Raw genomic sequence first — 26,548 nt, forward strand, 5'->3', positions numbered from 1 at the left:
GTGGAGCGCGGCAATCTTTCCTTCACGCTGGGGTTAGTAATTTCAATGATGCGAACGACCAGGAAAGATTGCCGCGCTCCACTGCGTTGCGCTCGCAAGGACAACCGGCTTTAATACGAAGCCTGCGCCAAGGCGGGCGGCGTCACGCCCAACTGCTCGGCCAGCAGCTGGTCGAGCACCGCGCCGGTGCGGTCGGGGTAGTCTACGGGCACGGGCTGGCCGCGGTGCAGCCAGTCGTCGAGGTGGGCGAGGTGCTTGTCTTTGAGGCCGCGCACCACGGGCACGCCCATTTTGGCGAGCGCGGCGGCGTTGCACTGCTGCTCATACTGCTGCTTCATGGGCACCACCAGCAGCTTTTTGCCCAGAAACAACGCCTCGGCGGGCGTTTCGAAACCGGCCCCGCACAGCACACCGTGGGCCCGGGCCAGGCTCTGCAAAAAGTCGCCGCCGCTCACTGGCCACACCCGCACGTTGCCGTGGTCGGCGGGCTGCTGGCTGTGCTTAGAAAACACCTCCCACTGCACCTTGCGGCTGAGGTAGCGCAGGCGCTCGACCAGCGTGGCCTCGTCGTAGGCGGGCAGATACACCGTATAATGGCCTTCATCAGAGGGCGTTAGCTCGCGCACCTGCCGCCGGATAACGGGCGTGCTGATACCCGGCGCATACGCCTGAAAATGAAAGCCATACTGCGCCGTACTCGGCGCGTAGTGCCGCAGCACGGCGCGGCCGGTGGGGTCCTCCTGCTTGGGGCGGGGCGCGGCGGGGTGCAGCACGGCGCTCTGGTGGCTCAGGGCCACGCAGGGCCGGTGGCGCAGCCGGCAGGCCCAGGCCGATATCGGCTCAAAATCATTGATTACCAGGTCATAATCATCTACCGGTAAATGGCGGATATCGTGCACAAACCCGGCCGAGTTAAACTGCCGGAAGGTCTTCACGAAGTTGATACCGCCCTTCTTACCGAATAAAAAGCCCATGCCGCCCACCCGGTAGCGCACGTCAAAGGGCAGCGGCAGGTCGGCGGGCGGCCCGCTCACCAAAATATCGAGCTGCCCGCCCAGGGCCGCTACGCGCCGCTGCAACAGCGGCACCACGTCGAGGGCCCGCATCAGGTGGCCATTGCCAGTGCCCTGGATGGCGTATAAGATATTCATTTTATTGATAACCAACTGATTAATAATAAGCTCGCTAGAACGTCATGCTTCACTGCGTTCAGCATGACGTTCTAGCGAGCTCTACGGGTAGTTCTTATACGCCTTAAGAAATCACTTCAATTTAAACTCCAGCAGCAACCCTGCCAGCAGCGCGGCCGGGCCAGCGTCGGCGGCTAGCTCCTCCGCGTCGGGCGCGTCGGGGGTTTCAGCAGGCTCCGCCATGCGGGGGTCAGCGGCGTAGCGGTAAAGGGCCCAGCCGGCGTCAGCGGTATATTCGAGGGCGGTGAGGTTTTCGACCCAATCGCCCGAATTTAAGTACGTTACCTCGCCCTGGGGCGTGGCCAGCGTTTTGATTTCGGGCTGGTGAATGTGGCCGCATGCCACGTAGCGGTAGTCGTTGTCGGCGGCAATGTTGGCGGCCGTCTGCTCGAAGTCACTCACTAAGCTCACGGCGCTTTTGACCCGGTTTTTTATGGCTTTGGACAACGCCACTTTGGGCCGGCCTATTTTCTGTAACCCAAAATTAACCAGCCGGTTAAGCAAAATCAGCAAGTCGTAGCCCTGGCCGCCGAGCTTAGCCAGCCAGCGCGCGTGGCGCATGGTCACGTCAAACACGTCGCCGTGAAACAGCCAGGTGCGGCCGTGCGGCAGGTCGAGCACCAGCTTGTTATCGAGCTGAAAATGACCAAGCTTCAGGCCCGCAAACTTGCGCAGCAGTTCGTCGTGGTTGCCGGTGAGGTAGTAAATTTTGGTGCCCTTGGCGGCCAGGCCGGCCAGGTAGCGCACCACCCGCATGTGCGAGGCCGGCCAGTAGTTCTTCGAAAACTGCCAGATGTCCACAATGTCTCCGTTGAGCACCAGCACGTTGGGCCGGATGCTCTTGAGGTAGCGCAGCAGCTCGGGGGCGTGGCAGCCATAGGTGCCCAGGTGCACATCGCTGATAACGGCCACGGCCAGGCGGCGCTTTTTGCGCGGACGCGGGGTGGTAGCCGGCTGGGCGGGCGGCGCAGGCAGCAGCTGCCTCATGCGGCCGAAGAATAGGGCTGCTGCGGCTGGCAGCGGCGCGGGCCAGCTTTGGGGCGACGGGGCTTGGTGGGCGGCCCATCGCTGGGCCAGCCGGCGGCCGCACTACCCAAGGCGGCCCGTAGGTTGCGCCGCAGCGGCCAGCCCAGGGCCAGCCACCAGCCCAGGGCCAGCAGCCACACCAGCCCCGCGCCGGAAGGCTGCCAGTCCAATAAAAAGCGCTTAGTATCCTGGAGTTTTAGCATACCCAAAGCTCGCCGCCGACTATTACCCAAGGGTTATGCCAACCTTACATTTTTATCAATTTACGGGGCCAGCAGGCCATTTTAGCGAATAAACCGGTGGATATCGGGCCGGCAGGCTTTCTTTGTACTAAGCCTTTTTTCTTTCTTTTCACGATTATTTATCTTCTCTTCATAATGCAATTTTCTACTGTACGCCGGCTTGGTCTGGTACTGGCCTTGCTGAGCGGGGCTGCCGCCGCCCACGCCCAAAGCCCCAACGGCCCGGCCCGCAAGCGCTATATGTTTGCCCAAAAAAACCCGGAGTGCCCGGTGGTGGCCAACCTCACCAAAAACACCGATGAGGACGCCGACGTCACGGGCTCCTACACCCACGTGTGCTACCGCTCGCCCGAAGAAATGCTGCTCGAAATTAACGAGCTGCGCAAAATCCACGACTGGGCCGACTCTACTTACCAGCGCCGCCTGGCCGCGCTGCCGCCCGGCGGGGCGCTCGTGCTCAACATTCGCCGCCAGGGCCCCAAAAACGCCGACCCGTCGCTGCTCACCCTCTCGGCCCGCACCAAAGACGGCAAGGAGGTTTTTGCCGCCACGCCTAAGCCCGGCTTCGGCCGCTTTTTCGGCCGCGATTTATATCAGAATCAGCAGCTTATCCCCTTCATCAAGCTCGACCCGGCCGCCGGCCCGCTCACGCTCGTTATTATAGATACCCGGTTACGCCAGCAATTCGAGTACCAATTAACGCCGCAGTAGTTTACATAAAGTATTATTAATCAATATTTTATCCAAATTACTATGCAAAAAATCTTAGGTAGAGCCTATCCGAGTTGGCGCCGTTAGGCGGGCTGCCTTTTAGCCCCAGTGGGGCGGCATATCAATAACACCAACCAAAGACCCAGTTCCAAGGGGGGCGACACCATACGTTTACGGAGGATTAATGTCGCCCCCCCCTTGGAGCTGGGTCTTTGGTTGGTGTTGGTTTTATCAACATGTCGCCCCGCCTAACACAAAAGCCACTCCTGATTGCGCATGCGCAACGAGGAGTGGCCTTTGTGTTAGGCGGCTTCTCTATTTTCGAGGTGCTTAGTGGCGGCGGCCAGAAACTCCGCCGGGGTTATAAAATCGTTGAAAAATGCTTCCAGCGTTCCCTCCTTGGTGATTTCGCTAAAGAACACCTCATGGTCGGTACCATACACGGCGGGGTTTTCCTGGTCGGTATCGGTCAGGCATACGAAGTAGTGGTCGGGAAAGCCGTAGGAATAGCAGATACACATAAAATCCAGGTCGGCGGCCGCTACCACCTCCCTGATTTCGTCCGGCGTAACCAAACCGTCCAGCTCGCCCTCGTCGGGCGAGCCCGCTTTAAAGGGCGTAAACAGGAAGTTTCTGAAAAATGCCTGTCCATACGGCACTTCGTGGTCAGCAAAGAAGTGCTCCAGCAGCAGCTGGCAGAACGCCGACCGGTCGGCGTGGTAAAGCGGCTGGTGCTGCTCCCAAAACCCGGTTACCCCCGTCAGCTCATTGAGGTAGCTAGCCGGGTATAAGGGGTTTTTGAAGACGATGGCCGCCAGGTCTGCCTGCAACGACGCGCCCGTTACCCCATCTGTAGTACCCCCCAGGCGCTGAAGCTGCGTTATGATTGCCGGTTTCATGGTGAGCTGAAAAGGGTGGCCCGGCTAAAATTTGTGCAGCTGCGCCCACTGCACGGCCAGCATGGTTTTGGCATCTTGCAGCGTCTCCTGCAGCAGCTCGTCGCGCGTGAGGCGCACCATCTCTATCCGCTCGTTTTCCTCAACCAGGCCGCCGCCCGCGCCGGTTTGGCGGCTCACCTCGGCGTAATACACGGCGATAGTTTCGGCGCTGGTGCCGGGCGAGGGCCACATGGTTATAATCGCGGTCAACTCGTCGATTTCGTAGCCCAACTCCTCGTGAATCTCGCGGCGCACGGCGGTTTCGGGGCTTTCGTTTTTGTCAATCATGCCGGCTGCAACTTCGAGCAGTTCGCGCTCGGCGCCCACCCGAAACTGCCGGGTAAGCACGTAGTGCTGTTGCACCGTATCGAAGACCAGCGCCGCCACGGCGTGGCCAGGGGCAAACTGCTCGCGAGGCAGTTCCTGGCCTTCGGGCGTCTTAATGGTAAGCTTGTTGAGCTTGAAATGGCCGTCGTAGACGCGCTCACGGTGAACTATCTGCATGGGTTGGGGATTTAAGCGCTACCTTTGCCGCCGAAGGCAGCCTGGCAATCGGAGCCAGCTGCTGGCCGTAAGTATACGGCCGCCGGCCCGTCGCGTCGTCATTTCTGGCACCAGGCGCGGGCTTTTTTCCCTCCCATTTTCTTGTACTTGCGCAGGCAGCCGATGGCCTCCGCCCCGGCCACCACCCACCGGGCGGGTGGCTCCCCCCTTCATGACCTTTAACGACCTCAACTTGATTGAGCCCATCCTGCGCGCCCTGAGCGAGGAAGGCTATACTACCCCCACCCCCATTCAGCAGCAGGCCATCCCGCAGGTGCTCGAAGGGCACGACCTGCTCGGCGTGGCCCAGACCGGCACCGGCAAAACGGCCGCCTTCTCGGTGCCGATTCTCCAGATTCTGCACCAAACCGCCCAAACCCAGAAAGCTGCCCAGGGCCCCCGTGGCCGCGTGCGCTGCCTCATCCTCACGCCCACCCGCGAGCTGGCCATCCAGATTGGCGAGAGCTTCAAGGCCTACGGCCGCCACTTGCCGCAGCTGCGCTCGACCGTTATTTTCGGGGGCGTAGGCCAAAACCCGCAGGTGCAGGCCTTGCAGCGCGGCGTCGAAATACTGGTGGCCACGCCCGGCCGCCTGCTCGATTTGATGAACCAGGGCTACGTCAACTTGCAGCACGTGGAGGTTTTCGTGCTCGACGAAGCCGACCGCATGCTCGACATGGGCTTCATCCACGACATCAAGCGCATCCTGCCCAAGCTGCCCGCCGGCCGCCAGAGTCTGTTTTTCTCGGCTACCATGCCGAACGTTATCAAGGAGCTGTCGGCTACCATCCTGCGCCCCAACCCGGTGCAGGTGGCCGTAACGCCCGTGTCGAGCACCGCCGACACGGTGACCCAATCGGTGTTCCTGGTTGACAAAAACGACAAGCCCGCCCTGCTGCGCCACGTCCTCAAGGACCCCGCCATCAAGCGCGTGCTCGTGTTTACCCGCACCAAGCACGGCGCCAACAAGGTAACCGAAACCCTGGAGAAAGCTCAGATTACCGCCGAAGCCATTCACGGCAACAAGAGCCAGAACCACCGCCAGCGTGCCCTCAGCAACTTCAAGGCCGGCACCACCCGCGTGCTGGTGGCCACCGACATTGCCGCCCGCGGCATCGACGTCGATGAACTGACCCACGTTATCAACTACGAGGTACCCAACGAGCCCGAAACCTACGTGCACCGCATCGGCCGCACCGGTCGCGCCGGGGCTTTCGGTACTGCGTTTACATTTGTAGAGGAAGAAGAGCGCGCGTATCTGCAAGATATTCAGAAGCTTATCCGCAAGCAGCTCGACGTAGACAAAGAGCACCCGTACTCCACCAACAGCGTGGCCCCGGTGTCGCTGATGGGCAATGAGCGCATCATCCGGCCCAAGGGCCCGGCTGGCCGGCCCGCCCGCGATGGGCGCGGCGGTAGTGGCAGCGGCCAGGGCCGCAGCGGGGCTCCGCGCTCCAGTGGCTCTACCTCGGGTGGCGGCCGCAGCGAGCACCGCGGCGGCGGGCGGCCGCAGTCATCGGGCGGCGGCGAGCGCTCGGCTTCGGGCGGTGGCGCACCGCGCAGCAGCCGGCCCTTCTCGGGCGGGCGCGGCGGCAGTGAGGGCAGCAACCGCCGCTCCAGCTAAGCCAGCTTTTCTGTAGCCTTTGGTTGAATTAATTTCCGGTTGCTTAGCTTCTTACCTGAAGCTGAGCAACCGGTTTTTTTTTGCCTTCGCAGAAACAAAAACCCGGCAGACCGGCTTTTTCAGGTAGCTTTCTCGTCTTACTCTAACGCCGTTTTTCTGGCTCATTAGCATGACTTCCCGCGTTTCCCTCCCCCTCATTCAAGCCCTGCGCGATACCGCCCGTCGCCTCGCCACCGAGGCCCCCTACCAGTGGGGCCACATGGGCAGCTGTAACTGCGGCCACCTGGCCCAAACCGTGACCCGCCTCACCAAGGCCGAGATTCATACCCAAGCCCTGCAGCGCTACGGCGACTGGGAGCGCCAGCTCGTGGACTACTGCCCCACCAGCGGCCTGCCCTTCGACCAGACCATTGACGAAATGCTGGAGCTGGGCTTCTCCCGCGCCGACCTTACCAACCTCGAAAAGCTTGGCGACCCGGCCGTGCGCATCGGCATTCCGTTTGAACGGCGCAACGCAATGCGCCACAACCAGCGCGACGATGTAGTGCTCTACCTCCGCACCTGGGCCGACCTACTTGAGCAGCAGTTGGTGGACGCCCTACCCTTGCCCGCCTTTGCCGAGCCTGCCCTAGTGGCCGCGCACGCCTAGCGCCGACCCTACCAGCCAAAAAGCCCCGGCTACGCAACTTGCGTAGCCGGGGCTTTTTGGCTGGTAGGCCAGGCCCGCCACCAAGGCAGGCCCAACGCTGGCTTAATTAATAGTTGACGTTGCTGCGCTGCGCCTCACGGTAGCCTTCGGCACGGTGTTCCCGCTTATAGGCGGCATCGGCGCTAGGGTCTTTCTCCGCGTCGGGAGCCGTGGAGCAGGCAGCGGTCAGAAACAGGGCCGCGCTGGCGGCCAGCAGCAGAGAGTAGGTGCGCAAGCTTTTCATACCGCGAAGGTAAGGCCGGCAAGCCTAATGCTGAAAGCCGGCGGCGGCATATTTTACCAAGATGGCCCTCCTTTTCCTCGGTTAGCTCGACCGGTAGCAAGCCCCGCGTTTGCCAGCCGCCTCTTCTTTAAGGGTTACCAATTTAAGGCCCCGTCCTTCCTATTTACAATTGGTTAAAGCGCTTTTTCAGCGTTAAGCAACTGAGAGAAACTGACCTGCTTTACTTGTATTATTAGCGGCCACTACCTGGCCACACTAGTATGGTTGGCTGAGAATAATACGGGTAATTTCTACGCTCAATACCACCAGGCTGGCCAGCTGGCACCCGCTGCCAGCCTGGTGAGTGCTTATTGCATTAGCGCCAACATGTTGCATTTTAACGGGTAAGCTCACTGGCAATTCCGTTAGTAAGCAGCCAGGTGCCCATTGCCCACCAACGCCGCTTTGCCTAATTGCATTAAAAAAATATAACACTAGCTTGTAACCAGGCAGAGTAAATTTCTACCAAAGCTTTGATTAATAAATCATAACTTGTTGAGCATTAATTATTTATGAAATAATAAAACTCAGTCTGCCAGCACCCTAGTAACGAGTTATTTTTGTTGAATTTAACCCATTTTAACGAGGTGTATGAGGAGATGCATTCCCCAGGTAAAGCACCGCCCCTTAAGCAGTGACTCGGGCTTGCGCTACACCTGCATTTGTTGAACTCTCCCCGTAGCAAGCCTGGCAAACGGCATTAGTTTGCGGCCTCTACTCCCTAAGATAAGCTGCTGGCTACTTAGTACTGGCAACACCACCTTTATTAGCAGAGTATTTAGTACCCCAGGTGCTGGCTGGTCGGCGCTCATTAGCTTGACGAAGCTGGCAGCAACCCAGTTGAAAAGTCGGTCGGCAATGCTCGCCCAAACCGGGCGCGCCACCCACTTGGCCTGTTGCTTCAGGCCGTAAAACGGCCTTCAAAAATCAGCTAGGATTCGGGCTTATAATCGGCAAACGACCCATTGCGGTAAAAGATAACGATGCGCCGAATCTCCTTACCCGGCTCCCCTAAAAAAGGTAACAGCCCAGCCTGGGCCGACTGCTTGTCTGCGGTTGGCACAGTGCCCAGGCTGGCCGCCAACTGGTCGGCGGTGGCAAGCGGTGGCAGGGCCGGAGCCGCGGTAGAGGTCGGAGCAGAAGCTTCGGCAGCGGGCTTCTGCGGGGCGGCAACGGGCATCCCAGCCACCGTCGGCACAAACCGAGCCGCCCGAAAGGACTGCGTAGCCGCCGAAGCCACTGGTAAAACCGGGGTTGGAGCGGCTACGGCGGCCGGAACCGCAGCAACAGCCTGCTTACCCGGCGAAAATGCCCGTGGGACTACGGCAGGCACCTGGGTAGGCGCAGGGGCCGCCTGCACAAGAATAGGGGGGAGTGCCTGCACAAAAGCTACAGCAGCAGGAAGCGTAACCGGAACCGCTAGCACAGCCTCCACTGGCGTTTCCGGGCTAGCGGCTTGGGGCTGGAGCTGCGCAGCTTCTGGCTCGGTTGGGCTGCTGGTAGCTGGCACAGGCTCTTCTGGTAGTGGGACTACTGTATTCAGGGCCGGGGAAGCCACTGGGATGTCCTCTTCGGCCGCTGGTGGAGTGGCGGGGGCAGCTTCGTCTAGCATTTCGCCCAGGCCACTTAGCAGCCAGGACAGTGATATTTCAGGAAAAGCGCTGATAATGCGCTGCACTACGTCCAGGCTGGGCTTATTACGCTCGCTTAAAATATGACTTACCACCGGCCGGCCAACCCCAATAAGGTCAGCAAATTGGGTAGGAGTCAGTTGTTTAGTATCCAGCAGCTGCCGAATGCGAGTTACCATAGCCGTACTATTACCCTACAAATGTACTACGTGCAAGGCATTGCTGCTGAGTAAATACTATAAAAACTTAATTTACAAAAGTACACCATGGTAGATGCCCTACTACTTACACTTGTGCAGACCAGCATTAATACTTATGTAACAAAGCAATAATACTGGCGCTGCTCATCTAGTCGATACAATTGTATTCACAATTATGCCCCCGCACAATTGTATCATAACTAGGGCAGACACAAGTGACCCGTCATAAAAAAGGCTCTGCCCTCAATGGGACAGAGCCTTAAAAACAGTGCTATTTGCCAGCTAACGCAAGGCAAGCGGCATTCAGCGGGAAGCTAGTTGAAGTACTCTTTGGCGAGCGATTTATCGTGGCCGTAGATGTCATCGCGGAAGTGCGCGTGGCCATCGGCATCGGCCCAGGCCGTGAGGTACACCAGGTACACGGGCAGCTTTTCCTTGAGGGTGATGTACTTCTCGCGGTGCTGCGCAATGGTGTCTTCAATGACAGGCTGGCTCCAGGCGGGGTTGTTGCGCAGCAGGTAGGCAGCCAGCTTCACGGGCTCTTCCACCCGCACACAGCCGTGGCTGAAGCTGCGCTTGGTTTGCGAAAACAGCTCGTCGTGGGGCGTATCGTGGAGGTAGATATCGTTGGAGTTAGGGAAGATGAACTTCACGTTGCCAAGGTCGTTTTTGGGGCCTGGGCGGCGGCGCACGGTGTACTTGAAGTTGGCCTGCGTCACGTTGGCCCAGTTAATGGTGGCTGGGTTTATCACGGTTGCTTTGCGGCCGTAACCCTTTACTACTTCCATGTCGAGGCGGTCGAGGTAGTGGGGGTTGGCAACGAGCCTTCCGCGCAGCTCCTTGTCGATAATGCTGTAGGGCACGTTCCAATAAGGGGCCAACACCACGTACTCCATCTTGTCGGAAAAGACGGGCGTAGCGGTAAGCGTTTTACCCACGATAACGCGCATGGTGAGCGCCTCCTTACCCTGCTCGTACACACGCAGCCGGTACTCGGGGATGTTCACGAGGAGGTAGTCGGGCTCAAACTTTTTGGGGAGCCAGCGCCAGCGCTCCATGTTCAGGATAACCTGGTTGACACGGTCCTGAATGGGCACGTTGAGCTGGCGCAGGGTTTCACCACTTACCAGGCCAGTGGGTGGCAGGCCGAGGTCACGCTGAAAAATTTTCACGGCCGCCACCAGTTTAGAGTCGTAGCTGGCAGTGGCCGGAGCCGTAACATTGTTGACGGGCGTGGCGGTGGCGGCCACCGTAGCCGGGGCTTGGCCGGTAGCTTCGTCGCCCAGCAGGCGCTGCCGCAGCAGGCTCACTGCGGGCAGCGCGTCGCCGGGCTTGAGGCGGGTAGTAGCCGGCAGAGTAGGCCAGCCACCAGACGCCTGCCGGGCGCGCAGCAGGGCCAGGGCCTTCTTGAGGTAGTCGTACTCGGGGTGCAGCGGCGCGAAGTCGTAGTACGGGTACGTGCTCTCCCGCTCGCGCAGAATGGTCATGAGCGCGTGGTCGAGCTTGATTTTATTACGCTTGACCTTCCAGGCGTCGTTCTTGGTATCGCGGGGGTTGGCCACGCCCCGGTAGTAGTCCGAAGCCCAGGCAAAATAGGTACCTGATAGCGCCACATCGAGCTTGCGCTCCAGCTGGTTACGGCGTGCAGTGTCCTGGCCCACGCTTTTGAGCGTGGATAGCATATCATCTAACTGCTTGACATTGTAACGCTTAGGATCAAGGCCATCATCCTTCGCTTTAGCTACTACCGTTAAGAACGTAGCAGCCTGGGGCACGAGTTGATGCTGCTTAAACCACCCCAGTCGAAACTGCCGCTCGCGGTAAAACTTGCGGGCCCAGCGCTCCTGCGCCTTGAAGTTTGCATCAGCCTGCATGGCCCGAATAACAAATACACTATCGAGGCGCGGCTCGGGGCCGCTGGTGTCGGCGGCGGTAACTAAACCTGTTTTAGAGCTGGCCTGGTCGACCTGGCTGGCTTGGTCGCCGCCACACGCTACCAGCAGAAACGGCAGGCTGAGCAAACCCAAAAAGAGGGCCGCTGATAAGAAATGAAGTTGAAGCTGTTTTAGCATTACAGAGGAAAGATGGGCGGCGGCTAAGCTGGCTGATGCTAGCAAGCCCCCGCACCCGCGCTAGGGTAACGTTGAAACTGCTCGTTTTACTGAGCAGCTACCGAGCAGGTTGCCCTGGTATAGCCAAGCCTTACGCAAATAACGCGCCTAAGCGCCCAGATACGGTCGACCGAATTGGCCCGAATACCGTATTTTTTATGGCAGCTGGGTGAGCGATAGCGCCCGTCCGGCGAACACGCCCTGCCCGCTACCCCAAGCCAGTGGCCAGAAGCGCGCGAGCCCTTCAGCTGGCAGCTGGCCCGCCATGTGGACCGTAACCAGCCTCCCCACTCACTCAGTATTTTTCGGTTTCCCTCTCTTCCTACTCCTCTTCCCTTCACTCCTGATGACCTCTTCTTCCCTGCCGTTGCCCACCGACCCGCACAGCTATGCCGCCACCGGGCTGCTCCGTGCCCAGCACCTACGGCTGGCCCTGACCGTCGATTTTGCGCAGCGCACGCTTGCCGGCACGGCTACCTGGCTCCTGGCCGGCGGCCCGGCCGGCGGGCCCGCCGAGCTGGTGCTCGACACCCATGGCCTGCTGCTGGAAGCCGTGCAGCTGGGCGAGGCCGCCAACGGCCCGGCCGCTAACTACCACCTCGCGCCCGCCAATACGGTGCTGGGGCAGGCCCTCCACATCTGGGTGCCGGCGGGCACGGCAGCGGTGCGCCTCACCTACCGCACGGTGCCCGAGGCCGCCGCGCTGCAATGGCTGACTCCGGCCCAAACGGCGAGTGCGCACCCGTTTTTGTTCACGCAGTCGCAGGCCATTCTAGCGCGTACCTGGCTGCCTTGCCCCGACTCGCCAGGCCTGCGCTTCAGCTATGAGGCTACCGTGGAAGTACTGGGCCCAGAGCGCGGCCAACTGCTGGCCCTGATGAGCGCTGAAAACCCACAGGCCACCGCGCCCGATGGCCGCTACTACTTTCGGCAGCCCCAGCCGGTGCCAGCCTACCTGCTGGCGCTGGCCGTGGGCCGGCTCGACTTCGCCCCACTGAGCGGACGCACCGGCCTGTATGCCGAGCCGGCCGCGCTACCCCGCGCCGCCCACGAGTTTGCGGAGCTAGAGGCAATGGTAGCGGCGGCCGAACAATTGTATGAGTCTTATCGCTGGGGTCGCTACGATTTATTGATGCTGCCAGCCAGCTTTCCATTTGGTGGTATGGAAAACCCTTGCTTAACATTTGTAACACCTACAATTATAACTGGCGACCGTAGCCTGACCAGCTTAGTAGCCCACGAGCTGGCCCACTCGTGGAGCGGCAACCTGGTTACGAATGAAACCTGGAACGATTTCTGGCTTAACGAAGGCTTCACCGTTTATTTTGAGCGCCGCATTATGGAGCACCTCTACGGCCGGCCCTTCGCCGAGATGCTGCAAGTGCTGGGCGAAGCCGACTTGCAACACACCCTCGCGGAGCTGGGCCCGGCCAGCCCGGCCACTCACCTGCGCCTGCACCTGGCGGGCCGCGACCCCGACGAGGGACTCAACGACATTGCCTACGAAAAAGGCTGCCTGCTACTGCTGACCCTGGAGCAGCTGGTGGGCCGCCCACGCCTCGACGCCTTCATTACGGAGTACTTCGCTCACTTCGCTTTTCAAAGCATGAGCACCGACCGCTTTGCCAGCTACCTCACCCAAACACTGCTGACGGCCGGGGAAGCCACGCGCCTCCAGCTACCCACTTGGCTCGATGGCCCCGGCCTGCCCGCCGGGGCGCCCGTGGCGCAGTCGGCGCGCTTCGCGGCCGTGGGGGTGGCGCTGGCCCAGCTGGCCGCCGGCACCCCACCCGCCGGGCTGCACCCTATAACTAAGGAGTGGAGCAGCCAGGAGTGGGAGTACTTTTTGCGTGGGCTGCCCCCTACCCTGCCGGCCACCGACCTGGCCCGGCTCGATGCGGCCTTCCACTTTACGGCCTCTGGCAATGCGGAGCTGCTGGCCGCCTGGTTTCCGCTGGCACTGCGGGCCGGTTACGCGCCGGCCGATGCTGCGCTCGAAGCTTTTCTGCTCCGCGTGGGGCGGCGCAAGTTTCTGGTGCCGCTCTACCGGGCGCTGCTAGCCGCGCCGGGTGGCCGGGCCCGGGCGCAGCAGCTCTATCAGCGGGCCCGGCCCAATTACCACTCGGTAGCCACGAGCACGCTCGACGCGCTGGTGCTGGGGTAAGCGTGGTGGGCCACGGCCTACCTCCGGAGCCCATTCCCGGGTTCCCCTAATTTCACGGCCAGCTGGCAATCCCTAAAACGGCGGCCGTACTTTTACCTTCTTCCAATCAGACTAGCTACTACCGTTGAAACATCTTATTCCACGCGGCAAGCTCATCGCCATCGGGGGCAACGAGGATAAAGGCACCTACCCTACCGTTCGAAGCAAGCGCCAGTATTACCTGAATTTTTTTGAGTTGGGTATCCTCAAGCGTGTCGTGTCCGAGTCGGGCAAGGCCGACCCGCGCATTGAGGTCGTTACCACTGCCTCCATGATTCCGCAGGAGGTGGGCCCGATTTACATCGGCTCCTTCGCCATGCTCAACTGCCACAACATTGGCATCATGGATATCCGCACGGCCGCCGATGCCCGGCAGCCCGAGTACCTGGCCCGCCTGCTGGCCGCCGATGTGGTGATGTTTTCGGGCGGCAACCAATCGCGCCTGCGCGAGATGTTTGGCGAAACCGATTTTCTCGACACCCTCACCCGCCGCTACCATACCGAGCCCGACTTCGTGATTGCCGGCACCAGCGCCGGGGCCATGGCCATGTCGCAGCACATGATACGCGGTGGCTCGGTACCCGACGCCCTGCTCAAGGGGGCCGTGAAAATGGGCACTGGCTTCGGCCTGCTGCCCACCGCCCTCATCGACTCGCACTTTGTGAAGCGCGGGCGCTTTGGCCGCCTCATCGAGGCGGTGGCGCTCTACCCCAAGCTCATCGGCATCGGGCTGGGTGAAGACACGGGCGTACTCATCACCGATGGCCACCTGGTCGAAACCATTGGCTCGAACCTGGTCATCATTCTGGATGGCCACGACATTGCGCACAATAACACGGCGGCCGCCAAGAAGGGCACGACCCTCTCCATCGAAAATTTCAAGATGCACGTGCTGGCCAAGGGTAACGTGTACTGCATTACGGAGCGCAAGTTTTACGTGAGCAAGGAAGCCGCCACGCCCACTGCGCTGCCCAACGCCACACCGGTCGCCTGAGTCACGCATCCTTAACCAGTAACAAGGCCTCGTGCTACATTGGCAAGGCCAATGTAGCACGAGGCCTTGTTACTGGTTAAAGTTTTGATTTACAGTTTTTTCTGATAAATCCAGATTAGATAATGGCCCATTGTCCGCTAGGATTTTTTGGGCGATGAGCTGGTTGGTGGGGCTCAAAATGCTGAAATGGCTCGCGCCCCGCACGGGGATAAACCGAACCTGGGGGTTGGTCGACGTTTTGGCCATTGCCCGCAACGATTCAATATTACCCTGCTCCGTACCTTCGAAAACCCAGACCGGGGTTTGAATGGAATGTAGCCAGAGCCCTGGCGTGCGCAGCTCAACTTCGCGCTGGTTGGTTGGGTCGAAGGGCAAAAACCCCGAATCGGTGCCATAGTCGGCGGCACTCTCCACCGGCCCAAACGCGAATGTGGCGCGGTAGCGATTTGTGCTTTCGGCTACCAGCAGCGCCAACGTGCCGCCGGTGCTGTGGCCACCAAGATAAATACGCTTGGCATCAACGTAGTGCTGAGCCTGTAAAAAGTTGGTGGCAGCCAGCACATCATCCACTTCTCCCAAAAAACCTTCTTTACGGCCCGGGTTATCATTGCCGCCGCGCAGGGAAGGGAACAGCATCACGATGCCAGCCTGGCGGTAAGCGCTGGCAGTCTGGTCGTTATCGGCGGGCGCGGGCGTCCACACGTCGCCAATAGAAGCGCAGTCGCCCCCCGCTATCCAGATAATAGCCGGGTGCTTCTTGCCATCGTGCGGGTCTGGGGTAAGGTAGGCCGCCAGCTTCCCAACGGGCGATTCATATTTAACTAATTGAAAGTCATTGGCTTGCGGCTCTTCAGCCGGCTCCTCATCGGTAGCCTGCGCGGTAAGCTGCGTTTTGAAGCCGCGGCGGGCTTCGGCCAGCGAAAGCCTGGTTTCCGTTTTTGCCGGCTGAGGCTCGCAGCCGGTAGCAGTCAGCAACAATATGAGCGTAATTGGAAGCAGTTTCATAGGCTGAGCGGGTGCCTGCTAGTGGCGGCCAAAGCTACTACCCGGCCGCCTTCACTGCCAAGCTATTTTACTAGCACGCAGACCAGCTCTGCTTTTATATAGTCGCGCTTTCGGCTAATAAATAGCCACCTGCTCCTCCCCCGCCGCGTTGCGGCTGGCGCGGTACATACCTTCCGAGTTGAAGGGCAGGGCCAGGTTACCGGCCGCGTCCACGGCAATGAGGCCGCCCTCCCCGCCCACCGGGGCCAGCTTATCGTGCACCACCACGCGGCAGGCTTCGGCCAAAGACAGTCCTTTGTACTCCATGAGGCAGGCCACATCATAGCCCACCACGGCCCTAATAAAAAACTCGCCGTGTCCGGTGCAACTGATGGCGCAGCGCGCATCGGCCCAGGTGCCGGCCCCAATGAGCGGCGTATCACCGATGCGCGAGTAGCGCTTGTTGGTCATGCCGCCGGTGCTGGTGGCGGCGGCCAGGTGGCCATGCTGGTCGCGGGCCACGGCCCCAACGGTACCTTTTTTCCAGTTGGGATCGGCGGCCGGGGCCGGGCTGGCCGCGTGGTCGAGCTGCATGCGGCCGGCCGCAATAGCCTCTTGCAGCTGGTCGAAGCGCTGCTGCGTGAAAAAATACTCGGCCGGCTGCATGGGTAGGCCGTGTTCGCGGGCCAGGTCGTCGGCCCCAGGGTAGGCCAGCAGCACGTGCTCGGTAGCCTCCATCACGAGGCGGGCGGCCCGAATGGGGTTTTGCACCTGGCGCACGCCCGCCACAGCCCCGGCCCGGCGGGTGGCCCCGTCCATGAGGGCGGCGTCCATCTCGTGGTGGCCGTCGTGGGTAAACACGGCCCCGCGCCCGGCATTGAAGAGCGGGCAGTCTTCGAGGCTGCGCACGGTGGCTTCTACAACGTCGAGGGCGGGCGCGCCCTGGGCCAGCAGGGCCGTGCCCGTATCCAGCGCAGCCCGCAACGCGGCCCGGTAATTGGCTTCTAGCGTGGGCGTAAGCGAGGTGCGGGCAATGGTGCCAGCCCCCCCATGTAGAGCAAGAGCAAACATATTCTGATTGAACAATTAACTAAGTTTCTTGCGCAAGAACGGCACTTTCTGCAGCTTCTGCTGGTTGAAACAGTACGTATAGACAATAATTTACTGCCTGTCAAGTAGTTAGTTTATCAATTCTACACTATTTTTTTTAGCCAAACCAGTTGTAAGTGCCTGAAAAAAGTGGGGTAGCCACTAAGCTATTCTGCCAAAAGCATGGCCTTCTTCGGTTTTTTTTCGTAGGTTTGGCCTTTAGTTTTCTCCATTTCAAATTTCCCCTTTCCGATGGCATACGACGTAACCGGCCGCCTGCACGAAATCTTTGACGAACAGCAGGTAAGCGAAAAATTCCGCAAGCGCGAGTTCGTCCTCGAAGTGCAGGATGGCCAATATCCCGAGCAAATTAAGTTTCAGTTGGTGCAGGACAAGACGGCCCTTATCGACCCCTACAAAATGGGCGACGAGGTAAAAGTGACATTCAACCTGCGCGGCCGCGGCTTCAACAAAAACGGCCAGATGCTGTACTTCACCAACCTCGAAGCCTGGCGCATTGAGGCTGCTACGGCTGGCGCGCCCGCTGGCGGCGGTGGCTCGGCCTACCAGCCCCAGGCCCGCCCGGCCGCTCCTCAGAACCAGAACCCCAGCCTCCAGGCGCAGCCCCGCCCCGCGGCGCAGCCCATCGCTGGCGACGACGACAATGACCTGCCCTTCTAGACCGCAGATTTAACGGATTGCGCAGATACGCCCGCCTGCGGCGGGCTGACTGTTCTTTTTTGGTGCGAGGTTGGTCTTTAGGCTTGCTTTGCGAATGTAGATTGTGCCGCTCCCTTTATGGGGGCGGCACATTTGCTTTCCAGCCTACGTTCTATTACTTATAATGAAAGCTAATGGCTGACAGCTATTAGCTAACAGCTTGACGGAAATGGATTTACGCGTACTTATTGACCGGGGCGAGGGCGAGCGGCTTGAATTCAAAAAGAAGACTACCCACCCTACCCGCATTGCGCGCACGCTGGCTTCGCTGGCCAACACGCACGGCGGCCGGGTGCTGGTGGGCGTGGAAGACGATGGCCGCATCGTGGGCGTGCGCGATGCTGAGGAAGAAATGTTTGTGCTGCGCGATGCTGCCGCCCATTATGTTGACCCACCCCTCACGCTGGCCTTCCACGAAGTGGAAACGGAGGCTGGGCTTATCGTACTGGTAGTCAGCGTATCCGAAAGCCATACCAAGCCTCACCGCGCCCAGATGGCCCCCGGCGAATGGCGCAGCTACGTGCGCGTGCACAACGAAAGCGTGCAGGCCAGTAGCCTCACCGAAAAGGTGTTAGCGCACGAGCAACCCGAAGCCAGCTTCGAAAACCTCCCCCTTAACAAAGACGAGCTGCGCGTGCTCGACTACCTCCAACACACGCAACCCCGTATCACGGTAGCGCAGTACACCAAGCTCATCAACGTGAGCCGCCGCCGCGCCTACCGCACCCTCATCAAGCTGGTGCTCCACGGCTACCTCCGCTACCACGACAAAGAAAAGGAACCTTACTACACCGCAGATTCAAACGGATTAAACGAATTTCGCAGATACGCCGCTAAAGCGGCTGACTAAGCAATACGCTGACTTTTAATTCCTTCCGCAGAGTAATAAAGGCGCACAGCACGTCCATAAGCGGACTGGCTAAAAGATGGATAAAATAGAAAAGGCTGCCCATAAGAGCAGCCTTTTCTGTTATGCCCTAACGGCTAAGTCAAAAAACGAATCAAGCAACAAACAGAACCAGCTCTGATAATTCCAATAGCTTAGCCAGCCGCGTAGTGGCGTCATCTACGAGATTCGTTTAATCCGTTTGAATCTGCGGTCTAGTCTTGCTTGCGGGCGCGGGCTACTTTTTTCTCGTCCTTATCGGCTTTCTTTTCTTTCGTCGTTTTGGCGGGCTCTTTCTTTTTCTCTTTTCGGGCGTCTTGGGCTTTGGCCATGAGTGAAAATGGTTGGGGTGGAGGGAATAAAAACCAGGTCAGTGCTGCAAATTAACGCATTCTGGCGGGTTGATGTTGTGTAACGATATGTGGCTGGGCACTACTTACTGATTACTCACTAGTTAAGCAGTAAGCAGGGCCGGCCAGTAGCGCTCACGCAAAATGCGCAGGTGGTGCTGCTCATGGCCCGCCGTGATGTAGAGCAGCGACCGAACCGTAACGGGCCCGCCGTTGGCGCGGCCAGCGCGGTCTAGCTGCCCGCCGTTCAGCCCCGCGAAGAAGGCCAGCGTGGCGGCGCGCACGGCGTGATATTCCGTTAGCAAGTCGCTCATTATCCTGTCATTAGCTTCGCTATTGGCCACGTAGTCATCCTGCTCGAAGCCGGGTAGCTCCTGCGCATCGGCGCGGGCAAAGCGCAGGGCGCGGTAGGTGAAGATGCGCTCAGAATCGGTGATGTGGAGCAGCATTTCCTTGGGCGTCCACTTGCCGGGGGCGTAGCGCATAAGCGCCTGCGCCTCGGTGAGGCCCGAAAACTCGCGGTGCAGTTCGGCGGCTTGCTGGCGTAGCTGGGCCAGCGGTTCGGCGTCGGCGGGCACCAGGTCGATATACGCTTGGGTGTAAGGTAAATACGTGCCGGGCGCGGGGCGCTCCTGGCTGGCAATAGGGGTAACGGACATGGGAGCAAAGGTAGCCGGCCGCCGCAGATACTGAAATTTCAGCTGCACCGCGCCGTGCGGGCGGCGCATGAGCGGCCGGCCGCCCAGCCGCCCGCGCGCCGGGCGCGGCTCCCGGGCCGCCACCTCGGGCGCGGCCAGCTCGCTGGTACCGAAGGCCCAACGTAAAAAATCGGGCATGATGGTGCCCCAGGTATCGGGGTGGTGGTGGCCGCCGGGCACCTCTATGTAGCGCGCGGCGGTGGGGGGCAAGCCCTGCGCCGCTAGCACCGCCAGCATATCCAGGGTATCGTCGATGGCGTCGATGATGCCGTTGTGGTTGCGGTCGGTGGTTTCGTCGTCGGTGCCGGTTTGCAGCCAGAACTGCTGGCCGGGCCGGGCCGGGCGGGCGGCTACCAGACTGTGCATCAGGCGGTCGGCGTCGGTATAACCGTCGTTCAGCCCCCGGCCCCGCCACCAGAAGGAACCGCTGAATATGCCGCTCCGCAAGAACGCCTCGGGGTGGTGCCAGGCCAGGTCAAAAGCCATGAGCCCCCCCAGCGACATGCCCGCCACGGCCGCCTCGGCGGGGCTGGCGCTGGCGTGGTAGTGGGCCTGCACATAGGGTAGCAATTCCTTGAGCATGAAGTCGGTGTAGCGGCCGGCGCGGCTGCCCCGGCCCAGGTAGTCGGGCCGGGCGGCCACGCCGTATTCCTGCAAGCGGTCGGCCGCATGAATGGCTACCAGCACAAACGGCCGCACCTCGCCCCGCCGAAACAAACGGTTGAGCGTGGCCGGCAGGTGCAGGCGCGCCAGGTCTTGCCCATCCTGGAGGTAGAGCACCGGGTAGGGCTGCGCGGCCCGCGCCGAAAAGCCGGGCGGCAGTACCACGTCCAGGCGCACCACGCGGCCCAGCGCCACCGAAAACAAAGACTCGTCGCGCCGCACTACCACGGTAGCCCCGCGCGGCGACTGAAATCTGAAAACTGCCATTGACCCGCAAATAAACACGACTTGGGCCCATTTTAAAGAAAAGTTGGTCGTTCGGTTTTCCTGCTTAGTTTGCGGCCGGTTCCGGTGCGCGCGTCATCCCCGCCGGCCCCTTCCTCTTGCACGAAGAACATCGCCGCTTTCACTCCCAGCACCTGGGCACTGACATGGAAATGCTGGTCGTGGGCGACTATGGCTACCCCATCCTCATTTTCCCTACTTCCAACGGCCGCTACTACGAGGCCCGCGATTTTCACCTCACCGATTCGGTGCGCTGGTTTGTTGAAAACCGGCTTATCAAGCTTTTCTGCATCGACAGCGGCGATAAGTGGAGCTGGTACGCCAAGCACCTGCACCCCGGCACCCGCGTGCACAACCACGGCCTCTACGACTGCATGATTAGCGAGGAACTGGTGCCCAGCATTCAGCACGAGTGCCAGGTCGATAAAATTGGCGTAGCCGGCTGCTCACTCGGTGGTTACCAAGCGCTTAACTATGCCTTCCGGCACCCCAACCAGGTAGCGCACATGTTCTCGATGGGCGCTGCCTTCGACATTCGCATGTTTCTGGATGGGCACTACGACGAGCAGGCGTACTTTCATAACCCGCTCGACTACATGCCTAATGCTCAAGATGATAACTTCTACCAGATGAATATCGTGCTGGGCACCGCCGAAGATGACTTCTGCAAGGGCTCCAACTACCTGATGTCGGAGATTCTCGCGCGCAAGGGCATTCCGCACCGCCTCGATGTGCGGCCGGGTACCCACGACTGGCCCGTGTGGCGCGACATGTTTCCCACCTACGTCTCCTCTATCCTTTAAGTAGTTACTTCCGTAAACGCTTCAGCGCTCGCGCCTACTCCTATCCTTTCCAACTCCTTAGAACGCTCCGTTCTTCCCCTACCCATGAAAAAAATCGGCATCTTGTTTGGCCAGGAAAACACCTTTCCCCAGGCCTTTGTGGACCGCGTTAACCAAAAAGCCGTTGAGGGCATCACGGCCGAATTCGTTAACATTCAGGAAGTAGAGCAGGCCGTGGCCACCGACTACGCCGTCATTATTGACCGTATTTCGCAGGACGTGCCCTTCTACCGCGCCTACCTCAAAAACGCCGCCCTCACCGGGACGGCCGTGATTAACAACCCGTTCTGGTGGAGCGCCGACGAGAAGTTCTTCAACAACGCCCTCGCCGTGCAGCTTGGCGTGCCGGTACCCAAAACCCTGCTGCTCCCCAGCAAGGCCCGCCCCGACGACACCAGCGAGAACTCGTTTCGCAACCTCGGCATGTTCGACTGGGAAAAGGCCTTCGAGAAAATCGGCTTCCCGGCCTTCATGAAGCCCCACTCGGGCGGCGGCTGGAAAAGCGTGTACAAGGTTGACAACCCCTACGAAGCCTACCGCGCCTACGACGAAACCGGCCAGCTGGTAATGCTATACCAAGAGGCCGTTGACTTCACCGACTATTTCCGGTGCTACTGCCTCGGCGGTAAAGACGTGCTCATTATGCCCTACGAGCCGCGCAACGCCCCCCACCAGCGCTACCAAACCGAGATGAAAACCACGGGCGAGGCCGGCGAAAAGCTGCTCGCCACCGTCAAAGACTACGTGCTGCGCCTGTGCCAGGGCCTGGGCTATGACTTTAATACGGTGGAGTTTGCGGTGCGCGACGGCATCCCAATCGCCATTGACTTTGGCAACCCTGCTCCCGATGCCGACATTGACTCGGTAGGCCCCGAAAACTTTGAGTGGGTAGTGGAGCACGCTGCCAACCTGGCCATTGCCCGCGCCCAGGCCCAAAAGCCCGGCGCCGACAACCTCACCTGGGGCACTTTCGTGCAGAAGTCGGCCCACGCCGTGGCCGTTGGCAAAGGCACTATGGAAGTAGGTGCTGCTGTGCACGAAACCAACGACCTGGGTGCCAACCCACCCAAGCCCGCCAAAAAGGCGGCTGCGCCCAAGAAATCGGATGCTCCCAAGCCCGAGCCCATCACGGGTGCCGAGCTAAAAGCTAAGCCGGCCCCCGCCGCCAAGGCACCTCCCAAGCCTAAGAAACAGTCAGTCAAATAGTCAGGTAGGCTTTCTTACTGTAAAAGGGCTGCTACCACCGCTTGGTGGCAGCCCTTTTACAGCTTCGCCTCGTGAGCAGGCAACCCAAGTTTCCATCCACTTCCTAGTTAGCTCACTACGTATGCCCCGCCCCGTTTTCACCCTCGGCATCGAGGAAGAGTTTCAAACCATCGACCCCGTTACGCGGGACCTGCGCTCGCACATGTCGAAAATTGTGGAGGACGGCAAAATCACGCTGCACGAGCAGGTGAAGGCCGAAATGCACGAGTCGGTAGTGGAAGTGGGCACCAATATTTGCAAGAATATTCAGGAAGCGCGTACCGAGGTGGTGCACCTGCGCCGCCAGGTAATCGAGTTGGCCGACCGCGTAGGCTTGAAAATCGCCGCCGCCGGCACGCACCCCTTCTCACGGTGGCAGGACCAGCCCATCACGCCCGATGCCCGCTACGATAAAATAGTGGAAGAATTGCAGGAAGCCGCCCGGTCTAACCTGGTTTTTGGGATGCACGTGCACATCGGCATCGAGAACCGCGACTTGGGCGTGTATATGATGAACGCGCTGCGGTATTTTCTGCCGCACCTGTTTGCACTCAGCACCAACTCGCCCTTCTGGGAAGGCCGCGAAACCGGTTACAAATCCTTCAGAACCAAGGTATTCGAACGCTTTCCGCGCACCGGTATTCCTGACTATTTCACCAGCGCCTCAGAGTACGACGAGTTTATCGCGCTGCTGATAAAAACCGGCTGCATCGACAACGGCAAGAAAATCTGGTGGGATTTACGTCTGCATCCTTTCTTCGACACCATCGAATACCGCATCTGCGATATGATGATGCGCTCAGACGAAACCATTGCCGTGGCAGCCGTAATGCAGGCCCTGGTAGCGAAAATTTATAAGCTCAAGTGCCAGAACTTAAATTTTCGACTTTATCGCAGCTCACTCATCAAGGAAAATAAGTGGCGGGCGGCCCGATATGGTATTGATGGTCAATTGATTGACTTTGGCACGGAGGAGGAAAAGCCCGCCCGTCAATTAATTCTGGAATTACTGGATTTTGTGGATGATGTACTCGACGACTTAGGCAGCCGCCACGAAGTAGAGTATATTCTTAAAATGATGGAAATGGGCACCGGAGCCGACCGCCAACTAGCTGTTTTTCAGCAGACTGGTGACTTGACTAAAGTGGTTGATTATATTCTGACCGAGACGGCCTACGGACTTTAGTTAAGCTGCTGTGAACAAATGGGCCGTATTTTTGCAGCTTAACTACTTCACGGCTAGCTATTAATTAGCTAAAATAAGTTTTATTTTTATGAGTAAGTTTAGAATTGCTATTCTGGATATGTACAACAATTTTCCTAACGAGGGAATGCGTTGTATTCGACAACTATTGCACCGTACGGAAGCAGCGCAGCAAGTGGAATTTATAGTTGACACTTTTAATGTGCGGGCGGCCAACGAAATACCCGATTTCACTTATGACATCTATATTTCGAGCGGCGGCCCGGGCAGCCCCTTGCAGTCAGATGAGCCGTGGGAACCGTTGTATTTCGATTTTATCGACAATTTATTTGCATTTAACAGCACGGCCGAGCATAAAAAGCACCTACTACTTATCTGCCACTCGTTCCAGCTGATAAGCCGTCATTTCGGGTTGGGAGAAATAAGCAAGCGTAAATCGACTTCGTTTGGCGTGCTGCCCGTGCACTTGACCGAAGCCGGCCACACCGACCCGGTTTTTGCGCAACTACCCGAGCCCTTCTACGCCGTTGATTCGCGCGATTATCAACTTACTGATTTGCACCCCCAACGCCTAGCCGAATTAGGCGTTGAAATACTGTGCCTGGAAAAAGAGCGTCCCCACATTCCCCTGGCCCGCGCGGTAATGGCGTTGCGCTTTTCACCCGAAATAGTGGGTACGCAGTTTCACCCCGAGGCTGATGGCGAAGGTATGCTACGCTACATGCTCACCGATGAGCGCAAGAAGCAAGTAATTGCGTCGTATGGAGAGGATAAATACCACGAAATGGTGCATCTACTTGCCGACCCCGAAACAATTGAGGTAACGGAAGCAATCATTATTCCCACGTTTTTGCAGCGTGCGTTGAATGCCTTGCGCGAGCCGGCTCTAATCTAAATTATTGGTTCAGTACGCAGTAACTATTGGCGCGAATCACTTGATTCGCGCTACTTTTTTGTCTTAAATTATCTCCCGATGATTCCTGCTCCCCGCCAATTATTCAACGAGGCTTTCACCCCTGAGCGCTATCAGGGAATGCTAGCCGATATGGACCATCAACTACCCGGGCAGCTTGACTTTAGGATAGCGGAAACCCCAGTCTTCGTTCCGGCTGCGCTCCGCGACAAGCTCATTCGGGCGGGTCAGGATATTATTGACGTGCTGCAACAGCCTACCTTCAAAGAGCTTACCGAAGGCGCTATTCCACCCAGCCAGCGCGTACCGAACGAAGACGCCCACGCTGAATTTTTGACGTTTGATTTTGCCGTGTGCCGAAATTCTGATGGGGAGCTGGAGCCGCAATTAATTGAGATGCAGGGCTTTCCATCGCTGTACGCGTTTCAAGCTTACCTACCCGGCGTATTTGCTGCGCATTACCCCATTGCTGAGTCTGTTTCGCCCTTCATTGAAGTAGCCGATGCCGCCGCTTACCAGGCTAATTTTAAGAGACTGCTATTGGCTGATGAAAACCCGGAAAATGTAATTCTGCTGGAGTTATTTCCTGAGCGTCAAAAAACCCGGATTGATTTTGCCTTATCCAAAAAATACTGGGGGATTGAGGTAGTTTCGCTACCCGACATCAAGAAGCATGGCCGTCAATTATTTTACGAAAAAGACGGTCAAGAAATACTAATTAAGCGCATCTACAATCGCATCATTTTTGACGAGTTGGAGCGCCACCCTGACTTGCACCCCGCCTTCAACCTGACCGACGATGTTGATGTGACGTGGGTGGGGCACCCCAACTGGTTTTTTCGCATCAGCAAATACACCCTGCCGCTCATTACCAGCGCTTTCGCACCCCCAAGCTATTACCTAAATAAGCTAACCGCGTATCCCAGCGACTTGGAGAACTACGTACTAAAGCCGCTTTTTTCGTTCGCGGGGGCCGGCGTCCGGCTGCACATCACGGCCGCTGATTTGGATGCGCTGCCCGACAAACAGAATTATTTATTGCAACGCAAGGTTACTTACGAGCCCGTAGTTCAGTCACCCGATGGCTTAGTGAAGTGTGAGATTCGCCTGCTCTACACCTGGCCCCACGCAGATGCGCAGCCGAAATTGGTAGCCGGGCTGGCCCGCCTGAGCCGTGGCGAGATGATTGGTGTTGATTTCAACAAGAATAAAGATTGGGTGGGTGGCACAACTCCCCTGTTTGAGCGGTAAGCCAGCACGCTTTTGCAACGTACTCAACTCCAGCAGCGCTGCTACGTATTAGGCAGCTATTATCCGCAACAAATCCCGGTTTCATGTCAACTTTTACCGAACAAGGCCTTAGAATTTCTAAAAACGCTATTTTTAACGTCTTTATCAACCGAGCGACTAAGTTGCTGGGTAAACCATTCAAGATAATTACCATCTTGAATGAAACAGCTAACAAACTTGCTGACAAAGAGAGCAAAGACAATAAATTTAAGCAGCTTTTTGATGTTGCCCTAACGTTGGTTCGCTTGGTGCGTAGCTACGTAACAGGGGATTATCGCCAGATTCAAACGAGCACTATTATTTCGGGGTTGGCAGTACTTCTTTACGTGCTGAGCCCTATTGACCTAGTACCTGATTTTATTCCAGTAGTAGGGTTCTTGGATGATTTGAGCTTGATAAGCTGGTTTCTCGGAAAATTTCAGGTGGAAATTGAGCGCTTTCGTGATTGGGAGAACCAGTCGTCGCAGTCAGTTGCCTCAGCGCCTGCAAATGGGGACCAATCATTGCCAGCCGTGGCCGAGTTAGGTCACTCGTAATTTTCTCGCGGTATTTTTTTTGTAAAGTCAAGATGTTGAACAACTTGGTTTTACAGCTATTTATTGACTATGCCTGTATTTGCTATTTCCTTGCGTCTACCAGACTCATTTTCCGAAGATTTTTTAAATCTCATTCCGCAGCATCGGTCATTTATTAATAATTTACTCTCTGAGCGCATTATTGAGTCTTACGCAATTGGTGCCGACCGTAGCCGTGGGTGGGTATTTATGAATGCTGAGGATGAAGAAGCGGTTCGTAGCATAGTAGCACAATTTCCGCTCTACCCCTACTTGCAGGTAGCTAGCATTGACAGGTTGTTTATTTTTGACAGGGCAACTTCTCAGTTTCCGCAAATCAGCTTAAACTAGGCAAGTGCCTGACAGGTAATTTTTTATAATATATCAAGTGCGCGTGGCTTTTCGTATTCCTCTCCTAGTCTCTATTGTCACCGCAACATG

General features: G+C 58.4%; 25 protein-coding genes and 1 pseudogene. 14 read left to right on the forward strand and 12 right to left on the reverse strand.

Annotated features, from left to right (window positions below; all coding sequences use genetic code 11):
- Nucleotides 1-110 precede the first annotated feature (110 nt).
- The 3 genes from QMK33_RS17955 to QMK33_RS17965 all read right to left on the reverse strand — a co-directional run bounded on the left by QMK33_RS17955 (nt 111) and on the right by QMK33_RS17965 (nt 2,419).
- The gene (locus QMK33_RS17955) at nt 111-1,151 is read right to left on the reverse strand and encodes a glycosyltransferase family protein (protein ID WP_283565998.1); all 1,041 of its coding nucleotides are present in this window, start codon (nt 1,149-1,151) and stop codon (nt 111-113) included.
- 111 nt (nt 1,152-1,262) lie between these two features.
- A complete protein-coding gene (locus QMK33_RS17960; protein WP_283565999.1) occupies nt 1,263-2,177 on the reverse strand; it encodes a UDP-2,3-diacylglucosamine diphosphatase in 915 nt (304 codons plus the stop codon).
- Nucleotides 2,174-2,419, reverse strand: a complete 246-nt coding sequence (locus QMK33_RS17965) for a hypothetical protein (RefSeq protein ID WP_283566000.1) — start codon at nt 2,417-2,419, stop codon at nt 2,174-2,176. Before QMK33_RS17965 ends, QMK33_RS17960 begins: the two co-directional genes overlap by 4 nt.
- A gap of 174 nt (nt 2,420-2,593) precedes the next feature.
- Between QMK33_RS17965 and QMK33_RS17970 the strand changes: the two genes are divergently transcribed.
- Nucleotides 2,594-3,169: a hypothetical protein gene (locus QMK33_RS17970; RefSeq protein ID WP_283566001.1), complete on the forward strand. Its 576-nt coding sequence runs from the start codon at nt 2,594-2,596 to the stop codon at nt 3,167-3,169.
- 302 nt (nt 3,170-3,471) lie between these two features.
- Here the strand turns inward: QMK33_RS17970 and QMK33_RS17975 are convergent, their stop codons facing one another.
- Together QMK33_RS17975 and QMK33_RS17980 are read right to left on the reverse strand one after the other, a co-directional pair.
- A complete protein-coding gene (locus QMK33_RS17975) occupies nt 3,472-4,068 on the reverse strand; it encodes a hypothetical protein (RefSeq protein WP_283566002.1) in 597 nt (198 codons plus the stop codon).
- 24 nt (nt 4,069-4,092) lie between these two features.
- On the reverse strand, nt 4,093-4,611 hold the full coding sequence (locus QMK33_RS17980; protein ID WP_283566003.1) for an NUDIX domain-containing protein: 519 nt from the start codon (nt 4,609-4,611) through the stop codon (nt 4,093-4,095).
- A gap of 211 nt (nt 4,612-4,822) precedes the next feature.
- Between QMK33_RS17980 and QMK33_RS17985 the strand changes: the two genes are divergently transcribed.
- A complete protein-coding gene (locus tag QMK33_RS17985; protein WP_283566004.1) occupies nt 4,823-6,274 on the forward strand; it encodes a DEAD/DEAH box helicase in 1,452 nt (483 codons plus the stop codon).
- Nucleotides 6,275-6,443: 169 nt separating this feature from the next.
- Entirely contained in the window at nt 6,444-6,923 is a 480-nt protein-coding gene (locus QMK33_RS17990; protein ID WP_283566005.1) for a hypothetical protein, read from the forward strand.
- A gap of 106 nt (nt 6,924-7,029) precedes the next feature.
- Here QMK33_RS17990 and QMK33_RS17995 read toward each other — a convergent pair whose 3' ends face one another.
- The 4 genes and pseudogenes from QMK33_RS17995 to QMK33_RS18005 form a co-directional block, all read right to left on the reverse strand.
- Nucleotides 7,030-7,206 carry a hypothetical protein gene (locus tag QMK33_RS17995; protein ID WP_283566006.1) on the reverse strand — a complete coding sequence of 59 codons (177 nt, stop codon included), beginning with the start codon at nt 7,204-7,206 and terminating at the stop codon, nt 7,030-7,032.
- Between the two features lie 970 nt (nt 7,207-8,176).
- On the reverse strand, nt 8,177-8,425 hold the full coding sequence (locus QMK33_RS18000) for a hypothetical protein (RefSeq protein ID WP_283566007.1): 249 nt from the start codon (nt 8,423-8,425) through the stop codon (nt 8,177-8,179).
- Between the two features lie 462 nt (nt 8,426-8,887).
- Nucleotides 8,888-9,055, reverse strand: a pseudogene (locus tag QMK33_RS23655) (helix-turn-helix domain-containing protein); the annotation flags it as partial.
- 335 nt (nt 9,056-9,390) lie between these two features.
- A complete protein-coding gene (locus QMK33_RS18005) occupies nt 9,391-11,103 on the reverse strand; it encodes a L,D-transpeptidase family protein (RefSeq protein WP_283566008.1) in 1,713 nt (570 codons plus the stop codon).
- A gap of 430 nt (nt 11,104-11,533) precedes the next feature.
- On the opposite strand from QMK33_RS18005, the gene QMK33_RS18010 reads away from it, so the two are divergent.
- Nucleotides 11,534-13,351: a M1 family metallopeptidase gene (locus tag QMK33_RS18010; protein ID WP_283566009.1), complete on the forward strand. Its 1,818-nt coding sequence runs from the start codon at nt 11,534-11,536 to the stop codon at nt 13,349-13,351.
- Between the two features lie 124 nt (nt 13,352-13,475).
- The gene (locus QMK33_RS18015) at nt 13,476-14,384 is read left to right on the forward strand and encodes a cyanophycinase (RefSeq protein ID WP_283566010.1); all 909 of its coding nucleotides are present in this window, start codon (nt 13,476-13,478) and stop codon (nt 14,382-14,384) included.
- A 69-nt stretch (nt 14,385-14,453) separates the two neighbouring features.
- On the opposite strand, the gene QMK33_RS18020 is transcribed toward QMK33_RS18015, so the two are convergent.
- Complete coding sequence (locus tag QMK33_RS18020; RefSeq protein ID WP_283566011.1) at nt 14,454-15,389, reverse strand: alpha/beta hydrolase family protein; 936 nt, start codon at nt 15,387-15,389, stop codon at nt 14,454-14,456.
- Nucleotides 15,390-15,503: 114 nt separating this feature from the next.
- On the reverse strand, nt 15,504-16,439 hold the full coding sequence (locus QMK33_RS18025) for an isoaspartyl peptidase/L-asparaginase family protein (RefSeq protein WP_283566012.1): 936 nt from the start codon (nt 16,437-16,439) through the stop codon (nt 15,504-15,506).
- A gap of 270 nt (nt 16,440-16,709) precedes the next feature.
- On the opposite strand from QMK33_RS18025, the gene QMK33_RS18030 reads away from it, so the two are divergent.
- The gene (locus QMK33_RS18030) at nt 16,710-17,138 is read left to right on the forward strand and encodes a DUF3127 domain-containing protein (RefSeq protein WP_283566013.1); all 429 of its coding nucleotides are present in this window, start codon (nt 16,710-16,712) and stop codon (nt 17,136-17,138) included.
- 208 nt (nt 17,139-17,346) lie between these two features.
- Nucleotides 17,347-18,027 (forward strand): RNA-binding domain-containing protein, encoded by a 681-nt coding sequence (locus QMK33_RS18035; protein ID WP_283566014.1) that lies wholly within the window; start codon nt 17,347-17,349, stop codon nt 18,025-18,027.
- Between the two features lie 490 nt (nt 18,028-18,517).
- On the opposite strand, the gene QMK33_RS18040 is transcribed toward QMK33_RS18035, so the two are convergent.
- Complete coding sequence (locus QMK33_RS18040) at nt 18,518-20,041, reverse strand: alpha/beta hydrolase-fold protein (protein WP_283566015.1); 1,524 nt, start codon at nt 20,039-20,041, stop codon at nt 18,518-18,520.
- Nucleotides 20,042-20,205: 164 nt separating this feature from the next.
- Here QMK33_RS18040 and QMK33_RS18045 point away from each other — a divergent pair, with 164 nt between their 5' ends.
- From QMK33_RS18045 to QMK33_RS18075, 7 genes are all read left to right on the forward strand, one after another.
- On the forward strand, nt 20,206-20,862 hold the full coding sequence (locus tag QMK33_RS18045) for an alpha/beta fold hydrolase (protein ID WP_502867078.1): 657 nt from the start codon (nt 20,206-20,208) through the stop codon (nt 20,860-20,862).
- 84 nt (nt 20,863-20,946) lie between these two features.
- Nucleotides 20,947-22,107, forward strand: coding sequence for an ATP-grasp domain-containing protein (locus QMK33_RS18050; RefSeq protein ID WP_283566017.1), 1,161 nt, complete (start codon nt 20,947-20,949; stop codon nt 22,105-22,107).
- Nucleotides 22,108-22,228: 121 nt separating this feature from the next.
- Nucleotides 22,229-23,332: a carboxylate-amine ligase gene (locus QMK33_RS18055; RefSeq protein WP_283566018.1), complete on the forward strand. Its 1,104-nt coding sequence runs from the start codon at nt 22,229-22,231 to the stop codon at nt 23,330-23,332.
- Nucleotides 23,333-23,420: 88 nt separating this feature from the next.
- Nucleotides 23,421-24,245, forward strand: a complete 825-nt coding sequence (locus tag QMK33_RS18060; RefSeq protein WP_283566019.1) for a type 1 glutamine amidotransferase — start codon at nt 23,421-23,423, stop codon at nt 24,243-24,245.
- 78 nt (nt 24,246-24,323) lie between these two features.
- Nucleotides 24,324-25,514 carry a hypothetical protein gene (locus QMK33_RS18065; protein WP_283566020.1) on the forward strand — a complete coding sequence of 397 codons (1,191 nt, stop codon included), beginning with the start codon at nt 24,324-24,326 and terminating at the stop codon, nt 25,512-25,514.
- A gap of 83 nt (nt 25,515-25,597) precedes the next feature.
- Complete coding sequence (locus QMK33_RS23660) at nt 25,598-26,089, forward strand: YkvA family protein (RefSeq protein ID WP_502867077.1); 492 nt, start codon at nt 25,598-25,600, stop codon at nt 26,087-26,089.
- A 69-nt stretch (nt 26,090-26,158) separates the two neighbouring features.
- Complete coding sequence (locus tag QMK33_RS18075; RefSeq protein ID WP_283566021.1) at nt 26,159-26,458, forward strand: YciI family protein; 300 nt, start codon at nt 26,159-26,161, stop codon at nt 26,456-26,458.
- Nucleotides 26,459-26,548: the final 90 nt, after the last annotated feature.

This window comes from Hymenobacter sp. H14-R3 (genome assembly GCF_030063445.1).
Taxonomy (GTDB): domain Bacteria; phylum Bacteroidota; class Bacteroidia; order Cytophagales; family Hymenobacteraceae; genus Hymenobacter.

What these genes read in the sequence shown, in the direction of transcription:
- QMK33_RS23660 (WP_502867077.1), top strand. Translation starts at nt 25,598, where the DNA reads ATGTCAACTTTTACCGAACAAGGCCTTAGAATTTCTAAAAACGCTATT.
- QMK33_RS18000 (WP_283566007.1), bottom strand. Translation starts at nt 8,425, where the DNA reads ATGCCCGTTGCCGCCCCGCAGAAGCCCGCTGCCGAAGCTTCTGCTCCG.
- QMK33_RS17995 (WP_283566006.1), bottom strand. Translation starts at nt 7,206, where the DNA reads ATGAAAAGCTTGCGCACCTACTCTCTGCTGCTGGCCGCCAGCGCGGCC.
- QMK33_RS18075 (WP_283566021.1), top strand. Translation starts at nt 26,159, where the DNA reads ATGCCTGTATTTGCTATTTCCTTGCGTCTACCAGACTCATTTTCCGAA.
- QMK33_RS17990 (WP_283566005.1), top strand. Translation starts at nt 6,444, where the DNA reads ATGACTTCCCGCGTTTCCCTCCCCCTCATTCAAGCCCTGCGCGATACC.
- QMK33_RS18025 (WP_283566012.1), bottom strand. Translation starts at nt 16,439, where the DNA reads ATGTTTGCTCTTGCTCTACATGGGGGGGCTGGCACCATTGCCCGCACC.
- QMK33_RS18020 (WP_283566011.1), bottom strand. Translation starts at nt 15,389, where the DNA reads ATGAAACTGCTTCCAATTACGCTCATATTGTTGCTGACTGCTACCGGC.
- QMK33_RS17960 (WP_283565999.1), bottom strand. Translation starts at nt 2,177, where the DNA reads ATGAGGCAGCTGCTGCCTGCGCCGCCCGCCCAGCCGGCTACCACCCCG.
- QMK33_RS17980 (WP_283566003.1), bottom strand. Translation starts at nt 4,611, where the DNA reads ATGCAGATAGTTCACCGTGAGCGCGTCTACGACGGCCATTTCAAGCTC.
- QMK33_RS18065 (WP_283566020.1), top strand. Translation starts at nt 24,324, where the DNA reads ATGATTCCTGCTCCCCGCCAATTATTCAACGAGGCTTTCACCCCTGAG.
- QMK33_RS18060 (WP_283566019.1), top strand. Translation starts at nt 23,421, where the DNA reads ATGAGTAAGTTTAGAATTGCTATTCTGGATATGTACAACAATTTTCCT.
- QMK33_RS18045 (WP_502867078.1), top strand. Translation starts at nt 20,206, where the DNA reads ATGGAAATGCTGGTCGTGGGCGACTATGGCTACCCCATCCTCATTTTC.
- QMK33_RS18010 (WP_283566009.1), top strand. Translation starts at nt 11,534, where the DNA reads ATGACCTCTTCTTCCCTGCCGTTGCCCACCGACCCGCACAGCTATGCC.
- QMK33_RS18055 (WP_283566018.1), top strand. Translation starts at nt 22,229, where the DNA reads ATGCCCCGCCCCGTTTTCACCCTCGGCATCGAGGAAGAGTTTCAAACC.
- QMK33_RS18040 (WP_283566015.1), bottom strand. Translation starts at nt 20,041, where the DNA reads ATGGCAGTTTTCAGATTTCAGTCGCCGCGCGGGGCTACCGTGGTAGTG.
- QMK33_RS17985 (WP_283566004.1), top strand. Translation starts at nt 4,823, where the DNA reads ATGACCTTTAACGACCTCAACTTGATTGAGCCCATCCTGCGCGCCCTG.
- QMK33_RS17965 (WP_283566000.1), bottom strand. Translation starts at nt 2,419, where the DNA reads ATGCTAAAACTCCAGGATACTAAGCGCTTTTTATTGGACTGGCAGCCT.
- QMK33_RS17955 (WP_283565998.1), bottom strand. Translation starts at nt 1,151, where the DNA reads ATGAATATCTTATACGCCATCCAGGGCACTGGCAATGGCCACCTGATG.
- QMK33_RS18050 (WP_283566017.1), top strand. Translation starts at nt 20,947, where the DNA reads ATGAAAAAAATCGGCATCTTGTTTGGCCAGGAAAACACCTTTCCCCAG.
- QMK33_RS17975 (WP_283566002.1), bottom strand. Translation starts at nt 4,068, where the DNA reads ATGAAACCGGCAATCATAACGCAGCTTCAGCGCCTGGGGGGTACTACA.
- QMK33_RS18035 (WP_283566014.1), top strand. Translation starts at nt 17,347, where the DNA reads ATGGATTTACGCGTACTTATTGACCGGGGCGAGGGCGAGCGGCTTGAA.
- QMK33_RS18030 (WP_283566013.1), top strand. Translation starts at nt 16,710, where the DNA reads ATGGCATACGACGTAACCGGCCGCCTGCACGAAATCTTTGACGAACAG.
- QMK33_RS17970 (WP_283566001.1), top strand. Translation starts at nt 2,594, where the DNA reads ATGCAATTTTCTACTGTACGCCGGCTTGGTCTGGTACTGGCCTTGCTG.